Origin of the sequence: Pseudoalteromonas sp. M58, assembly GCF_042604605.1 — a bacterium.
Lineage (GTDB): Bacteria > Pseudomonadota > Gammaproteobacteria > Enterobacterales > Alteromonadaceae > Pseudoalteromonas > Pseudoalteromonas tetraodonis.
On the sequence record NZ_CP152390.1, the window covers coordinates 875,508 to 889,971 of the forward strand.

At 40.6% G+C, this 14,464-nt stretch carries 11 protein-coding genes; 7 read left to right on the forward strand and 4 right to left on the reverse strand.

Annotated features, from left to right (window positions below; all coding sequences use genetic code 11):
- Nucleotides 1-11 precede the first annotated feature (11 nt).
- Nucleotides 12-929 (forward strand): ExeA family protein, encoded by a 918-nt coding sequence (locus tag AAGD16_RS04050; RefSeq protein ID WP_377113789.1) that lies wholly within the window; start codon nt 12-14, stop codon nt 927-929.
- Between the two features lie 11 nt (nt 930-940).
- On the forward strand, nt 941-1,948 hold the full coding sequence (locus AAGD16_RS04055) for a general secretion pathway protein GspB (RefSeq protein WP_377113792.1): 1,008 nt from the start codon (nt 941-943) through the stop codon (nt 1,946-1,948).
- Nucleotides 1,949-1,955: 7 nt separating this feature from the next.
- Here the strand turns inward: AAGD16_RS04055 and AAGD16_RS04060 are convergent, their stop codons facing one another.
- Nucleotides 1,956-3,152, reverse strand: a complete 1,197-nt coding sequence (locus AAGD16_RS04060; RefSeq protein ID WP_033104047.1) for an HD-GYP domain-containing protein — start codon at nt 3,150-3,152, stop codon at nt 1,956-1,958.
- A 110-nt stretch (nt 3,153-3,262) separates the two neighbouring features.
- Entirely contained in the window at nt 3,263-7,066 is a 3,804-nt protein-coding gene (gene putA, locus AAGD16_RS04065; RefSeq protein ID WP_013464326.1) for a bifunctional proline dehydrogenase/L-glutamate gamma-semialdehyde dehydrogenase PutA, read from the reverse strand.
- Between the two features lie 169 nt (nt 7,067-7,235).
- Here putA and AAGD16_RS04070 point away from each other — a divergent pair, with 169 nt between their 5' ends.
- Nucleotides 7,236-7,718 (forward strand): winged helix-turn-helix transcriptional regulator, encoded by a 483-nt coding sequence (locus tag AAGD16_RS04070; protein WP_016899359.1) that lies wholly within the window; start codon nt 7,236-7,238, stop codon nt 7,716-7,718.
- Between the two features lie 92 nt (nt 7,719-7,810).
- On the opposite strand, the gene AAGD16_RS04075 is transcribed toward AAGD16_RS04070, so the two are convergent.
- Nucleotides 7,811-8,416, reverse strand: coding sequence for a TIGR04211 family SH3 domain-containing protein (locus tag AAGD16_RS04075; protein ID WP_013464329.1), 606 nt, complete (start codon nt 8,414-8,416; stop codon nt 7,811-7,813).
- Between the two features lie 212 nt (nt 8,417-8,628).
- Here AAGD16_RS04075 and AAGD16_RS04080 point away from each other — a divergent pair, with 212 nt between their 5' ends.
- Together AAGD16_RS04080 and AAGD16_RS04085 are read left to right on the forward strand one after the other, a co-directional pair.
- Nucleotides 8,629-10,149, forward strand: coding sequence for a CYTH and CHAD domain-containing protein (locus AAGD16_RS04080; RefSeq protein WP_028835491.1), 1,521 nt, complete (start codon nt 8,629-8,631; stop codon nt 10,147-10,149).
- A complete protein-coding gene (locus AAGD16_RS04085) occupies nt 10,149-10,841 on the forward strand; it encodes an START domain-containing protein (RefSeq protein ID WP_064662971.1) in 693 nt (230 codons plus the stop codon). The genes AAGD16_RS04080 and AAGD16_RS04085 overlap by 1 nt, the downstream gene beginning before the upstream one ends.
- Before the next feature lie 48 nt (nt 10,842-10,889).
- Here AAGD16_RS04085 and AAGD16_RS04090 read toward each other — a convergent pair whose 3' ends face one another.
- Nucleotides 10,890-12,407 (reverse strand): S10 family peptidase, encoded by a 1,518-nt coding sequence (locus AAGD16_RS04090; protein ID WP_028835489.1) that lies wholly within the window; start codon nt 12,405-12,407, stop codon nt 10,890-10,892.
- A gap of 351 nt (nt 12,408-12,758) precedes the next feature.
- Between AAGD16_RS04090 and AAGD16_RS04095 the strand changes: the two genes are divergently transcribed.
- Both AAGD16_RS04095 and AAGD16_RS04100 read left to right on the forward strand, forming a co-directional pair.
- A complete protein-coding gene (locus AAGD16_RS04095) occupies nt 12,759-13,097 on the forward strand; it encodes a P-II family nitrogen regulator (protein WP_010391070.1) in 339 nt (112 codons plus the stop codon).
- Nucleotides 13,098-13,106: 9 nt separating this feature from the next.
- Nucleotides 13,107-14,336 carry an ammonium transporter gene (locus tag AAGD16_RS04100; protein ID WP_016899363.1) on the forward strand — a complete coding sequence of 410 codons (1,230 nt, stop codon included), beginning with the start codon at nt 13,107-13,109 and terminating at the stop codon, nt 14,334-14,336.
- The last annotated feature ends 128 nt before the right edge of the window (nt 14,337-14,464 follow it).

Consider the following 14,464-nt stretch of genomic DNA (forward strand, 5'->3'; position numbering starts at 1 on the left):
GGACTATAAAGGTGTATTTAAGCTATTTTGGTTTACAAGAAAAGCCATTCTCAATTTCGCCTAATCCCCACTACTTATTTTTAAGTGAACGCCACAAAGAAGCATTAGCGCACCTTACCTATGGACTAGGTGAAGACGGTGGCTTTGTGCTGTTAACTGGTGAAGTGGGGACGGGTAAAACCACCATAACACGTAGTATGTTAGAGCGACTGCCTGAAAATACCCAAGTAGCCATGATCCATAATCCTGCGTTATCAGAACTTGAACTGTTAGCCAGTATTTGCGATGAATTACAAATAACTTACGACGCCAAAAATGCCACGCTGAAAAGTCTAACGGATGTGATTAAAAAGCACCTTGAGTTTAATAATAAAGCGGGGGGGCATACTATTTTAATTATTGATGAAGCACAGCTACTTGCCCCCGATGTGCTTGAACAACTTCGCTTATTAACCAATATCGAAACCGACCATAAAAAGTTATTACAAATAGTATTAGTTGGGCAGCCTGAGTTACAGCAACTTTTAAAGCGTAATGAGTTAAGGCAACTGGCACAGCGTATTACAGCCAGGTATCACTTGTTAGCGCTAACACCAGGGCAAACCATTGCTTATATTCAACACCGGTTGCATATAGCAGGTTGTGACAAGAAAATATTTTCAATGGAAGCGATGCAAATGGTGCATCAGCTAACTGGCGGTGTGCCACGATTAATGAATCTGGTGTGTGAACGCGCATTAGTAGGGGCATTTTCTAAACAACAAGAAATTGTTGGCAGTGATATTGTTAAGCAAGCGGCGAGTGAATCTTTACCTATCGACTTTATTGCCACAAATAATAAGGTGAGTAAAACAGGTTCGATTTGGCCCTATAGCGCTGCTGCGTTAATGCTTTTTGGTGCAGGAATTGGCCTGTCATTTATTCTTTAGTTAGGTGATTCATGTCTTATTTATTAGATGCGTTAAAGCAGTCAAAGCACGATACCATGAGCGCAGAGCAATATGACTTGCAAGCGCAACAATTAAAACAACAACATCAGTTGATGACCTATCGTCGAATTAGTTTTTTACTCGCCGGAAGTTTATTGGCGACGGGTATATTGACCAGTGGCTTTTTTGTCGGTAAGTGGCTGCAACAAGAAAATGTAGCCGTAAAAAATGAGGTTGTTCAAAATGACCTTAGTCAAAAAGACTCAGCAGTAGTAGAAAAACCAACAAGCCCAGAGGAAGTACAAAAAACGGTTGCTCAAGCAGTAACAACCCCTCAAGCGCCCCTTGTTACAACTGCGCCTAACAATTCTGTGCCACTGGCAGGGCAATTGGTTTATGTACAAACCCCAACGGGTGTACAGCAAATGTTGCTTACGCCACAAGGGCAATATTTACCTATGAGCGTTAATCAAGCGTCTCAAGGGCAAACGCAAAATTTCTCGGCGCAGAGTAACGTTTCATCTAGTTTTCAATCACCGAGCAACCAACCGCAAAGTGTACCAACTCAATCAACGAAAAGAACACTCGGTGCCGATGAGTTGAGTAAATACAAAGTGTTAGGTAAACCACTTAATCAAAATGTGCCTGCCCAGCCAGAATCAACCGCTGAACTAGATACGGTTCCCGACACACTGAAAAATGCGTTTGCGCAAGCTGTTAATGACACAGAGACAACAACCGACTACGAAGTAACTCAAGGCTCTCGTCATTCATCACGGGTACAACCCGTTGAGCTACTGCCGGATGGCTTACAAAGTATGTTGCCAAGCATTAAATATCAGGCACATATTTATTCGTCGACAGCAGATAAGCGCTGGATAAAACTCAATGGCAGAGAGCTATATGAAGGGGAGTCTATTGGTGCATTGAGGGTGCTAGAAATAGCACCGGATCAGAGCGTACTTGATTTTGATGGCTATGAGTTTAGCTTAAAAGCTCTGCAAGATTGGCCACAGTAGTGGCCAATTAACTAAAGATAGAGTGCTTATAAAAACCCTCTAAATCTATATTATATTCTTTGGGTTTCACTGCTGATTCAAGCGTGTCTTGTGTTCTTTTGCTCGATAAGTCAATATCTTGAACTTCAGTGTAACGCCCATGTTTGGCATTAAAAAACGTTTTTACGACTGGTTTTAATGGTGTTGCAGGATTACTTTGGGTCACCAGCCCCACTTTTTGGCTGGAAAGTTTTACCAGCGTGCCCACTGGGTGAATACCAATGCATTGAATAAACTTATTAAGTAGCACGCCATCAAAGCTATCAGGGCAACCTTGTTTTAATATTTTAAACGCCTTAATTGGCTCCATACCCGCTTTATAAACGCGTTCAGCGGTTAATGCATCATATACATCAACAATAGAGGCCATACGAACATATTGGCTTATTTCATCGCCCTTTTTACCAAAGGGGTAGCCTTTACCATCTAAGCGCTCATGGTGCATACCTGCGATATCAACAGCAATCCCCGTTAATCCTGCGTCTTCTAGTATTTCTTTGCTAAAGCGCGCATGATTTTGCATCACTTTAAATTCTTCGTCACTGTAGCGACCTGGTTTGTTGAGAATCGCGTCAGGTATTTTTATTTTTCCCATATCATGCAATAGGGCACCTGTTGCAAGTTCTTCAATGATTGGTTTTTCAATATTGAGATGTTTTGCAAAAATACTCATTAAAATAGACACATTTATCGAGTGCTCTAATAAATAGGCATCTTTTTGGCGCATTTGCGTAATGCACGCCAGCGCATCTTGATTTCTAAATACGGAGTCAATAAACCCGCTAGCCAGCTCCCTAAAAGGAGCAACATCAACAGTGCGGCCAGATTCTATATCGCCAAATGCTTTGGTTTGTAAGTTTTTTGCTTCATCATAAAGCTTTTTAGCTTTACTCATTTCTTGCTCAGCGCTGTGGGTTATTAACCATGGATCGCGCTTTTTGATTTCGTGCTTAGTCGCAGGCGTTGGTTGTGTTTCAGATTCTTCAGAGGTGAGCATTTTATCAGGATCGATTTCTACCTCTAAAATGCCAGATTTTATTAATTTATCAATTCCACTTTGAGTTTTAACCCAGCCTTGGTTTTTTATTCTAATATTGCCAGTTTGCTTAACAACCTTTTGTACAAACATACCAGGTTTTAGCTGTGTAGTCGGAATGGTTTTCAAAGTGAACTCTAATTAACAAATATGATTAGAGAAAGTAACAAATAAATTCACATTTAGAAATAAAAAAAGGCATCAAATTGATGCCTTTTTAATTAAATGATGACTATTTTCTATTCATCATCTTCAACAAGCGTCATCAACGAGGTGTTACCGCCTGATGCCGTTGTATCGATACTGATTGTTTTTTCAGTAATAAGGCGCTTAATTAGCGTGTCGTAATACTCTGAGCTGATCACTGGCAGTATTGCGCCTTTACGTTGTGCAAGCTGTTGGCTGAAGTAGCCTAAGCGAGAAGAACGTGCAGCAACTACCGCACCCGCTAGGTGAGGGTGTGCCAATATAGCTTGTAACTGGTTTGGTTTAGCTACTTGGAAAACACCTTCAGCAACGCCGGTTGCAATAAACTTATCTCTAAAGGCAACCGCTTCGTCGTAAAATATTTCAGATGCAACAGTAATTACCGTATTACCAGCCGCTAGTGCGGTAATAATAGACAGTGCCCAAAAGTTAAATGAGGTGCTTTTATCTGCGTAACAAACCACACAACCCCGAGCTTCAAGGTGAAGTGTATTCGACTCACCTGTTGGCCCTGGCAATGTTGTATATTTACGCATGTGCTTTTCTAAGCGGTTTAACTGAGCGCGAGCATCGGCAAGTGTTAACGCTAAATCGTCCGCGAGGTCGTCAATAATTTCAACCGTCGCTACTTTCGCTAATAACTGACGTACCGCAGAAACACGATCATTCAGTGGCGTTGCACGCCAGATTTTTTCATCGCGCATAGAGTTAACCATCAGCTTTTCTACTTGCTCATTTGCGCCACTGTAGTGGTGTAAATCAAGCTCATCTGGCGTTAGGTTAGTCATTTGTACGTTATCTGGTGATGCTTTTTCTTTTATTAGGCGTTGTAGGTAGTTTGGTCCACCGGCTTTAGGGCCAGTACCAGAGAGTCCACGGCCACCAAACGGTTGCACGCCAACAATGGCACCAATCATATTACGGTTGATGTATACGTTACCTGCACGCGACATTTTCGCTAAATGTTCACAACGTTCTTCAATGCGAGAATGAATACCCATTGTTAAGCCGTAACCCGTGTTGTTGATTTGGTCGACAACACTATCAAGCTCACTCGATTTAAAGCGGATAACATGCACACACGGGCCAAATACTTCACGTTTCAATACCGATAAGTCTTTAATTTCGTATAAACGTGGTGCAAAGAAAAATGCGCCATTTTCGCTGTTATCAGGAATTTTACACTCATAGTGAAGTGTTGCATTACCCTTTAGGTATTCAACATGGTCGTTGAGTGTTTTAAGCGCTTTTTCATCTATTACTGGGCCTACGTCTGTAGAGAGTAATGATGGGTCGCCAATATGCAACTCAGCAAGTGCGCCTTTAAGCATATCGATAATGCCATCAGCTACGTCTTCTTGAATAAAGAGTACGCGTAATGCTGAACAACGTTGACCCGCACTTTGGAAACCAGAACTGATAACATCATCAACAACTTGCTCAGGAAGCGCTGTTGAGTCAACAATCATACAGTTTTGGCCGCCAGTCTCTGCAATTAAAGGCACCTGAATATCGTTACGTGCCGCTAATGTTTGCGAGATAAGCGTGCCCGTTTCAGTTGAACCAGTAAACATAACAGCTTGAATACGCTCATCAGGAACAATGGTTTTACCTACTTCGCTACCGCGAGCAATGACAGGTTGTACAACGTGCTCAGGTAAACCAACTGATAGCATTAATTCAATGGCACGTAGTGCGATTAAGCTGGTTTGCTCTGCTGGTTTTGCAATAACCGTGTTACCAGTAACAATGGCCGCTGCAACTTGACCCAAGAAAATAGCGAGCGGGAAGTTCCATGGGCTAATACATAAAATAACACCACGGGCTTCAAAGCGTTCATCTTGCGCAAGCTCTTCAGCACGGGCTGCGTAGTAACGACAAAAATCAACGGCTTCACGTACTTCATCAATACCATCTTGTGCTACTTTACCTGCTTCTTTAATACAGATAGCAACAAGCTCATCGTGATGGCGCTCTAAAATATCAGCAACGCGACGTAATAAATTGGCGCGCTCTTTTACCGGTGTTTGTGACCATGATTCAAATGCGGTTTCAGCGTTGGCTAGCAACACTTTCATTTCATCGCTATTTTGTAATTTTATATGGCCAATAATTTCTTTATGGTTTGCAGGGTTTTTAACTGCCAGCGCGCCCTCAGGTACTTGGCTTTCATCAATTAAATGCTCTTCAAACCAAGTGTCTAAATTTTCTTTAAACGGGGTGATCACGTTAATATCAGTTAAGTCCATACCTTTTGAATTGGCACGTTCTTCACCGTATAAATCAATTGGCATTTTTATCTGTGTGTTGTATTTATTACGTAAACCTTGCAGTGTTTCAACAGGATCTGGCAATAATGCTTCAACCGGTTGTGTGGTATCTACAATGGCATTTACAAATGACGAGTTAGCGCCGTTTTCTAGTAAACGACGCACAAGGTAAGCAAGTAGGTCTTCATGTTGGCCGACTGGTGCGTATACGCGGCACTGAATTTTTTCTTCATCAACGATTTGGTCAAATAAAGATTCACCCATACCGTGAAGACGTTGGAATTCAAAACCTTGGTTATCACCTTTGGCTACTTCTAAAATAGTCGCTGCAGTGTAGGCATTGTGTGTTGCAAATTGCGGGTAAAGTACATCACGTGCTTCAAGCATTTTAATCGCACACGCTTTATATGATACATCCGTGGTTGCTTTACGGGTAAACACCGGGAAGTAATCTAAACCATCTTGTTGTGTGGTTTTGATTTCTGTATCCCAGTATGCGCCTTTTACTAAACGCACCATCATTTTACGACCCACACGGGTTGCTAGGTCGGTTAGCCATTCAATAACAAAAATAGCGCGTTTTTGATAAGCCTGAACCGCTAAACCAAAACCTTGCCAATCGCCTAAATCGTCATCGCTAAATACTGCCTCAATAACATCAAGAGAAATATCTAAACGGTCAGCTTCTTCAGCATCAACAGTAAAGCCGATATCGTATTTTTTAGCGGCAAGGGCTAGTTCTTTTAGTTTTGGAACGATTTCTTCCATTACACGCTCTCTATGAGTGAACTCATATCGAGGGTGAATAGCCGATAACTTTACAGAAATACCTGGGCTTTTTATTGGACCACGGCCATTTGCGGCTTTACCGATAGCATGAATCGCATTCATGTAGCTATCAAAGTAACGCTTGGCGTCTTTCATGGTGCGAGCACCTTCGCCTAGCATATCGTAAGAATATACATAGCCTTTTTGCTCTTTTTCAGCAGCACGCTCAATCGCTTCGTTAATAGTACGACCCATTACGAACTGTTTGCCCATTATCTTCATAGCAAAGTTAACAGACTTACGTATAACTGGCTCGCCTAAACGACCAATGGTTTTTTTGAGTATGCCAAACTGTTGCTCTTTAGTCTTATCGTTATAGTTAACCATTTTACCGGTTACTAATAATCCCCAAGACGAGGCATTAACGAATAAAGAGTCACTACTACCTAAGTGAGAGCTCCAATCGCCGTTTGCTAATTTATCACGTATTAATGTTTCTTGAGTTGCTTTATCAGGAACACGAAGCAGCGCTTCGGCTAAACACATTAATACCACACCTTCTTCACTCGATAGTGAAAATTCATTTAATAGCGCATCAACACCGCTTTGACCGTCTTGGTCTTTACGAATGTTTAAAACTATTTGGCGAGCTCTTTCCCATGCACGGCTTCGTGCTTTAACACCGACTTCTGCAAGTGGTAAAATGTGATCAATAACCGCATTTTCATCTATACGGTAGAAGTCACGGATCTTTTGTCTGATCGGACAAGTCGTTGTTAAATCGCCATTGAATAACATAAGCAACCCTCAGGAGTGTTAAGACTTAGGGTAATTGTTAATTACCGCTAAATGTTGTTGGTGTAAAGCGTGCATTCTAATTAAAATCCAGCAGAATATGCTGGTTAATTTTGCCGTTTTACGATAATTTACAGGGCATATTATTAACTTATCCATATAAAATACTGATATGACTAATCCGAATAGATTACGCCTGCTTGATCGTATCGATATATCAATTTTAGACGTTTTGCAGCGCAATGGTAGAATTTCAAATGTTAACCTCGCAAAACAAGTGAATTTAAGTCCTAGTCCTTGTTTAGATAGAGTTAAACGTCTGGAGCAAGAAGGCTACATTGAAGGGTATTTTGCAAAGTTAAGCGAGGAAAAGCTCAATCAAAGCTTAGTGGCGCATGTGCAGGTATCGTTAGTCACCTCAAATACCGCGGTATTTAAAGTGTTTCGCGAACACATTCTTAAAATTAAGCAGGTTGTTGAATGTGACATGGTAGCGGGTGGTTACGACTATTTATTAAAAATTCGCGTCTCTAATATGGACGAATACAGAGAAGTATTAGGTGATTTGGTCGATATTCCGGGAGTGGGTACACACCACACTTACATGGTAATAGAAAAAATCAAACAGGATCCTGGACTGCGTTTAGATATGTAACCTTTGAGTACATTATTGCAGGTATAAAAAATTGCAGGCATAAAAAAAGCATCTTTTTGATGCTTTTTTTATGCCTGCAATATAGGTGGCGCTTACGCCCAACCTTCATAGCGTTTTCTGCGCGATAACACAATAGTTAAAATAATTCCTAAGAATAAACCTAAAAATGCAATAGCACCACCATAAGTGAGTAGCTGACGCTTTTCTTTAGCACTGGTTGCTTGCTTTAATTGTTGTTCTTGAGCAAGCGAGTCTTGTAATTGACTTATTTGTGCTAACAGCTGAGCATTTTGTTCGGTTAGCTGTGAGTTTTGTTCTTGTAGTTCAGGTAATTCTACTTGCGCTTGGCGTAATTTATTTTGCATAGCGCTAATTTCGCTGTTAAGCGCTTGATACTGCTGCTTTAAACCAGCTGATTCGCTGATGAATTTAGCCTCTACCCAGCCTTCACGGTCTTTATCATCTTTAACTTTTATAAAACCGTTTTGTTCATCAGATAATAAAGTCAGTTGCGTGCCTGCATCAATAGAACCGAGTAAGCGATAGTCTTTACTGGCGCCTGAACGCATAAAAGTATACAAGTTATCGATTATATAAGCTGTTTTAGCATTAGTAGGCGGCGTTGATTGAGCTTCTTCTGCTTGGCTCATAAACGGGGCGGCTGTTAAAAGCAGCCATAGTAAACAGTGTTTTAGCATTTATCTACCTTGTTAATCTAGCAGTGTCCGTTGTGAACGTGATTTTTATTTCGCATAAGTATATAGATAGTATGGATTTAATAGTTTAATAGCAAGATAGATATTGTAACCAAAGTATTTTGCTTGCGTGTTTATGATTAAAAAATTTGCAATATAGGTCTGCTTTGTTTATTTTGAGCACTTATTAATTTTAAGGGTAATCCGCAAGCCTAATGGATACTGAGATAGAACTGAAGTTTTTGGTATCAGATGACGTCATTCCACTGATCCCCTCGTTAATTACTCAATTTGCAAAAACAGTCACAAACAAGCCTTCTAAAAGTTTGCAAAATGCTTATTTTGATACGCCAAGCAGAGAGCTGAGAGCACTCGATATTGGTTTTAGAACGCGTTGTACAGACGAGCGCTGTGAGCAAACAATTAAGCTTGCAGGAGACGTAGTGGGGGGATTACATCAACGTCCAGAATATAACCTTCCCATAGAAACAAATCGACCTAATTTAATGGCGTTTGATTCATCAATTTGGCCACACGGCATGCAAATTGATGTTATATCACAAAACCTCTACCCTATATTTAGCACTAATTTTATCCGCCGTACGTGGTTAATTGAAACGCAAAATGGTGCCAAAATTGAAGTGGTATTAGATAAAGGTGAAGTGGCCGCCTCGGGTAAAGTGGAGATTATTAGCGAGCTTGAAATAGAGCTCGTCGAAGGTAGCCGAGACGAGCTATTTGCTTTAGCAGATAAATTAATAAGCCAAAACAGTGTGCGCTTGGGGCTTTATTCAAAAGCAGCAAGAGGCTACCGCCTAGCGGATAACACACCGTTACAACCGAGTAAATCTATCGGTTTTGTTAAACTTACTAAGCAAGCCACTCAAGAGCAAGCACTTATTGAAGCCATGGGCTTTGGTATTCGCTTTGTGCAAAAACATGAGCAATGCTATTTTGATAAGCCAAGTTTAAAAACATTAAAACGTGTGACCGACGGTATTAGTTTAATTCGTCATAACTTTTGGTTATTTGATGATATTGTCAGTAAAGACAGCACCGAGCACCTCAGAACGGAGCTAAAGTGGTTATTGAGTGAATTAGCATGGGTTGAAAATGCCATTCAGTTAAAAACTTACACTTCTAAGCGCCATGCTTTTTATAAAAAAATAAACAGTGCGCCCGCCTTAGCTCAAGTTATTAACGATTTAAAAGAGTTACAACCGAGTATTGATGATATTTTTGCGCTTTTTCATAGTGCGCGCTACAACCGTTTATTGCTGAGCTTAACAACATGGCTGATAAATAAGCAGTGGCGTAAAGACTGGAGCCAAGCAGAGCTACAAAACGCTGAGCAGCCCGTTATTGATATTGCTCATCGTTTATTTGATAAAGATTGGAAAAATTTACACCGCTTATTGCCTAAAGAGCAAAGTTTAGCGGGCAATGATTATTTAAATTTTCGTACTCAGTTAGAAAATAGCTTACTCAGTGGTAACTGTTTAGGTGCACTGTTTAATAAAGATGAACGATTAGAATTTAGGCTTCCTTGGCTCGATATTTCTCATGGCATGTATGAGCTAAGCACGCTTGATTATTTAAAACAGCTGTGTGGCGGGCAAGAAGATGCTCAACTAGCAAAAATACAACTATGGTTGGAACAAAAGTCTGACTTTTTAGTCAGTGCTATGGAGCAAAGTCGACACGCTTCATTTGATACAGAACCGTATTGGCTTTGATGGCTAAGCACTTTTGCACGCTTAACTTGTTGCAAAAGTGCATTATTCTATCGCTTTTGTGTTTTGTTACAAATGTGTATTCACAGCCCTCTTGGCAGCTTTACGAGAGTAAACAGGGGGTGAGTGTTTATTTTCAGCGTTTGAGCGATGATACCTTGAAAATGAAAGCTGAAACGGTGGTTAAGAATACCACAGCAGAAGATTTAATCGCCTTACTCAGTGATACCGATGCTGCTCCCCGCTGGATAGAAAATATTGCTAAAGTAAAATTACTGAAATATTTAAGCCCCTCAGAAAACCTTGTTTACAGCTTTATTGACTCCCCTTGGCCCGTTGCAAATAGAGATTTAGTCACGTATTCGTGCTATACAAAACGCAGCGCGTTGCAAACTCAACTTAGTATTCATGCCCGTCCTGATTTTTTACCTCAAACTAAAGGGGTAGTAAGAATAAGCACATTAGATGCGACGTGGTTACTGACTCAGCAAGCGAATAACTTGCATATTGACTATCAGGTTTATGCGTTACCAGGCGGAAGTATACCCAATTGGCTAAATAACCGAGTCGCTCTAAAAAGCACCTTTAACACGCTAATAAATCTAGCTGAAATACTTGCTACTAAGCAGTACACAGCAAAGCCAACCGTCATCCGTACTGGGGATTGCACACATGGCGAATTGCCGCGGTTATAAGCAAAAAAGTGACCTAAGTGGTCACTTTTTTAAGTGGATATAAGCTAATTAGTATTTAGCGGATTGACCGTCTTTAGGTATAGACTGTTTTATAAACTCGCGTAAATCGTTGTTAGAGCTTTCTAAATCTGCATGGCGTAGGTACATCATATGGCCACTGCGGTAGCCTTTAAAGCTTAATCTATTTTGCATTTTACCACTTGGATCTAGTTGCCACATTGTGTATTTAGCATCAAAGTAGTTTGTTGCACCATCAAAATAGCCAGCTTGAACCATCACATTTAAATACGGATTTTGAGCCATAGCTAAACGCAAGTTTTCACCGGTATTGTTTCCGCTTCTATCCCATGGGTGAACGTTACCAAATAAGTTATATTTGATGTCGGTTTTGTAATTAAGCTCTTCACGCAGGTAGTAGTTAATTGCAGGGGTAAAAGAGTGCAGCCACGATGTAAGCTCTGCCCAGTAATCTGGTGATTCACCGGCATCGCGCTTATCAATCCCTAAATAGCGCGAATCCAGTCGACCAACCATTTGTCCGCGTTCACGTAATAACTCTTTCCAAAAAAACTGTGTTGGAATGTCTAAGTTATTTTGGCTAACAAATGTTTCAGATAGACCTGCATATTCGGCCATTTTTTTAATAATACGACGTTTTTCATCTGGGGCAATAAATCCGCCTTTTGCAAGCGCGGGAATGAGCTCATTAACGGTAAACTGTTCCACTTCAGGTAATAGCTCGTCTAAGTCTTTAGCTTGTAAATCAGCGCTTAATGCCTTGTGGTACCAGGCTGTAGCTGCAAAGTAAGGTAAGCGGTTAGCGGCTTTTACAGGACCATCGCGCTTAATACCAATATCGGTAGGTGAAACGAGTACAACACCGTTAATGTACATCCATTGACTATTTTGTAGCTCATGCGCTAAGCCTGATACACGAGTGGTACCATAGCTTTCACCAATTAAAAATTTAGGAGAGCGCCAGCGTTCATTGCGAGATACAAAAGTATTAAGCCACTCTGCTAGATATTTTATATCGGCATTCACACCAAAAAATAACTCTTTTTGTTTATCCTTTGGTAGAAGGTTACCATCTTTATCTTCAACGACACGCGAATAACCCGTGTTTACAGGGTTTACGTAAACGATGTCGGCTACGTCTAAAACCGAATAAGGGTTATCTTTAACACCGTAAGGTTGAATAGGGTAGCCTTCGTCGTCAATTTTTAAAACGCGTGGTCCGGTGTATGCTAAATGCATCCAAACTGACGCTGAGCCTGGGCCACCATTAAATGAAATAAGTAATGGGCGCTTTGTTCTATCATCGACCTTATCGCGCGTGTAGTAAGTGTATTGAAGGGTTGCGATGGCGTCTCCCTTGTCATCCCATACCGGTTGTGTGCCAGTTGCTACTGTGTAAGAAAATCGTTCATTATTTATTTTTGCTTTGTGCTGGGTAACCACTTTACTGTCAATATCAATGCGACGTTGATTATCGGCAAACGAGGCGCTACTTAGGGTGAGCGCAATAGCGGCAATGGGTAAAAATAGACTTCGACTAAATTTCATAAGTGACCCTTTTTATTTTATGTACTGCAGTTATAGCGATATTTGAGTAAAAAACAAAAGTAATGAGACTAGCTGCCGATAATAATCGTTGAGTTAGCGAGTAACCACCTCTGTTAAGAATAAACTTTGTTTAATAGTTAGACTTTTTTTAAACGCCTTCTTTGTATTTCATTGATATCGCACCAATCCTGCATTTTGCATAAAAAAAGCGCACCTAAATGGTGCGCTTTTTTGTTTTATATATTATTTATTTTTTTAAGTTTATGTTTTTATTATTAATTTAAAAATGGCACAAAGGTTGGATTGTATAGAGGAAATACAATAACAAGCTAGCGTCCTAAGGGGGCCTTTGTGAAAATGATCAGTGCAATAATAAAGCCATTCAAACTAGATGATGTGCGTGAAGCACTCGCTGATTTAGGCATCGAAGGAATGACAGTGGTTGACGTTAAGGGGTTTGGACGTCAAAGAGGGCATACTGAGTTATACCGTGGTGCTGAATATCAGGTTGACTTTATACCTAAAATTAAACTTGAAATTGCTACTCGTAGTGAAAATTGCCAACGCGTTGTAGAAACCATTACCAAAGTCGCTGGAACGGGCAAAATTGGTGACGGCAAAATTTTTGTTTACGACCTAGACCAAATCGTCCGTATTCGTACTGGCGAGCTTGATGATGATGCAATTTAAGGGGGCAACATGGAAAATACAATTATAGAGCTGAAGTTTTCGCTCGATACGTTTTACTTTTTAATGTCTGGCATCTTAGTCATGTGGATGGCAGCCGGTTTTGCAATGTTAGAAGCGGGTTTAGTGCGCTCTAAAAATACCACAGAAATTCTAACTAAAAATATCGCGCTTTATTCTATCGCGTGCACTATGTTTTTGTTGATAGGCTACAACATTATGTACGTAGATAATGTTGAAGGCGGCGTTATTCCTTCGTTTGGTGGCCTAATAGGTAGCCAAGCGGCAGACGCTAATCATTCACTAGAATCTGACTTTTTCTTCCAAGTAGTGTTTGTTGCAACGGCCATGTCTATTGTATCTGGCGCCGTAGCGGAGCGCATGAAGTTATGGGCTTTCTTAGTGTTTACTGTAGTACTAACAGGATTAATTTACCCAATTGAAGGTTACTGGACATGGGGCGGCGGCTTCTTATCTGAATTAGGCTTTGTTGATTTTGCAGGCTCTGCAATTGTACATGCAACTGGTGCGGCTGCAGCGCTTGCGGGTGTAATACTACTGGGTGCACGTAAAGGTAAATATGGTAAAAATGGTGAAATTTACCCAATTCCAGGTTCAAACTTGCCACTTGCTACATTGGGTACGTTTATTTTATGGATGGGTTGGTTTGGCTTTAACGGCGGATCACAGTTATTAATTTCAGATAAAGAAAACGCAACAGCGGTAGGTCAAATATTACTTAATACCAATGCTGCTGCAGCTATGGGGGCAATTTCAGCCTTGTTCTTATGTAAACTTTTATGGGGCAAAGCCGATTTAACCATGGTACTTAATGGTGCACTTGCAGGCTTAGTGGTTATTACTGCAGACCCATTATCACCATCACCACTAATGGCGTGTTTATTTGGCTTACTAGGTGGCTCATTAGTGATACTTAGTATTGTCGCACTGGACAAAGCGAAGATAGATGATCCCGTGGGTGCTATTTCTGTTCATGGTGTGTGTGGCATCCTAGGTATCGTGCTAGTACCTGTTACTAATGCTGAGGCCAGCATTGTTAATCAGTTGATTGGCCTACTATGTATTATTGGTTTTGTGTTTATTGCTTCATTCATTGTATGGGCAATCCTCAAGCAAACCATGGGTATTCGTGTTACCGAAGAAGAAGAGTTAAACGGTATGGATCAACACGATTGTGGTATTGATGCTTATCCAGAGTTTGTATCAGTTAGAAGTAATTAATTAAAAGTATTGTGTGTTCAATCAAAGCCCTACTCTGTTAGGGCTTTTTTGATTTCAGGGGAGGTTAATTTTTCAGGTGCTAGAGTAATGTGATAAGCTCCTCGCGTTAAATTAACCTTCGGAATATA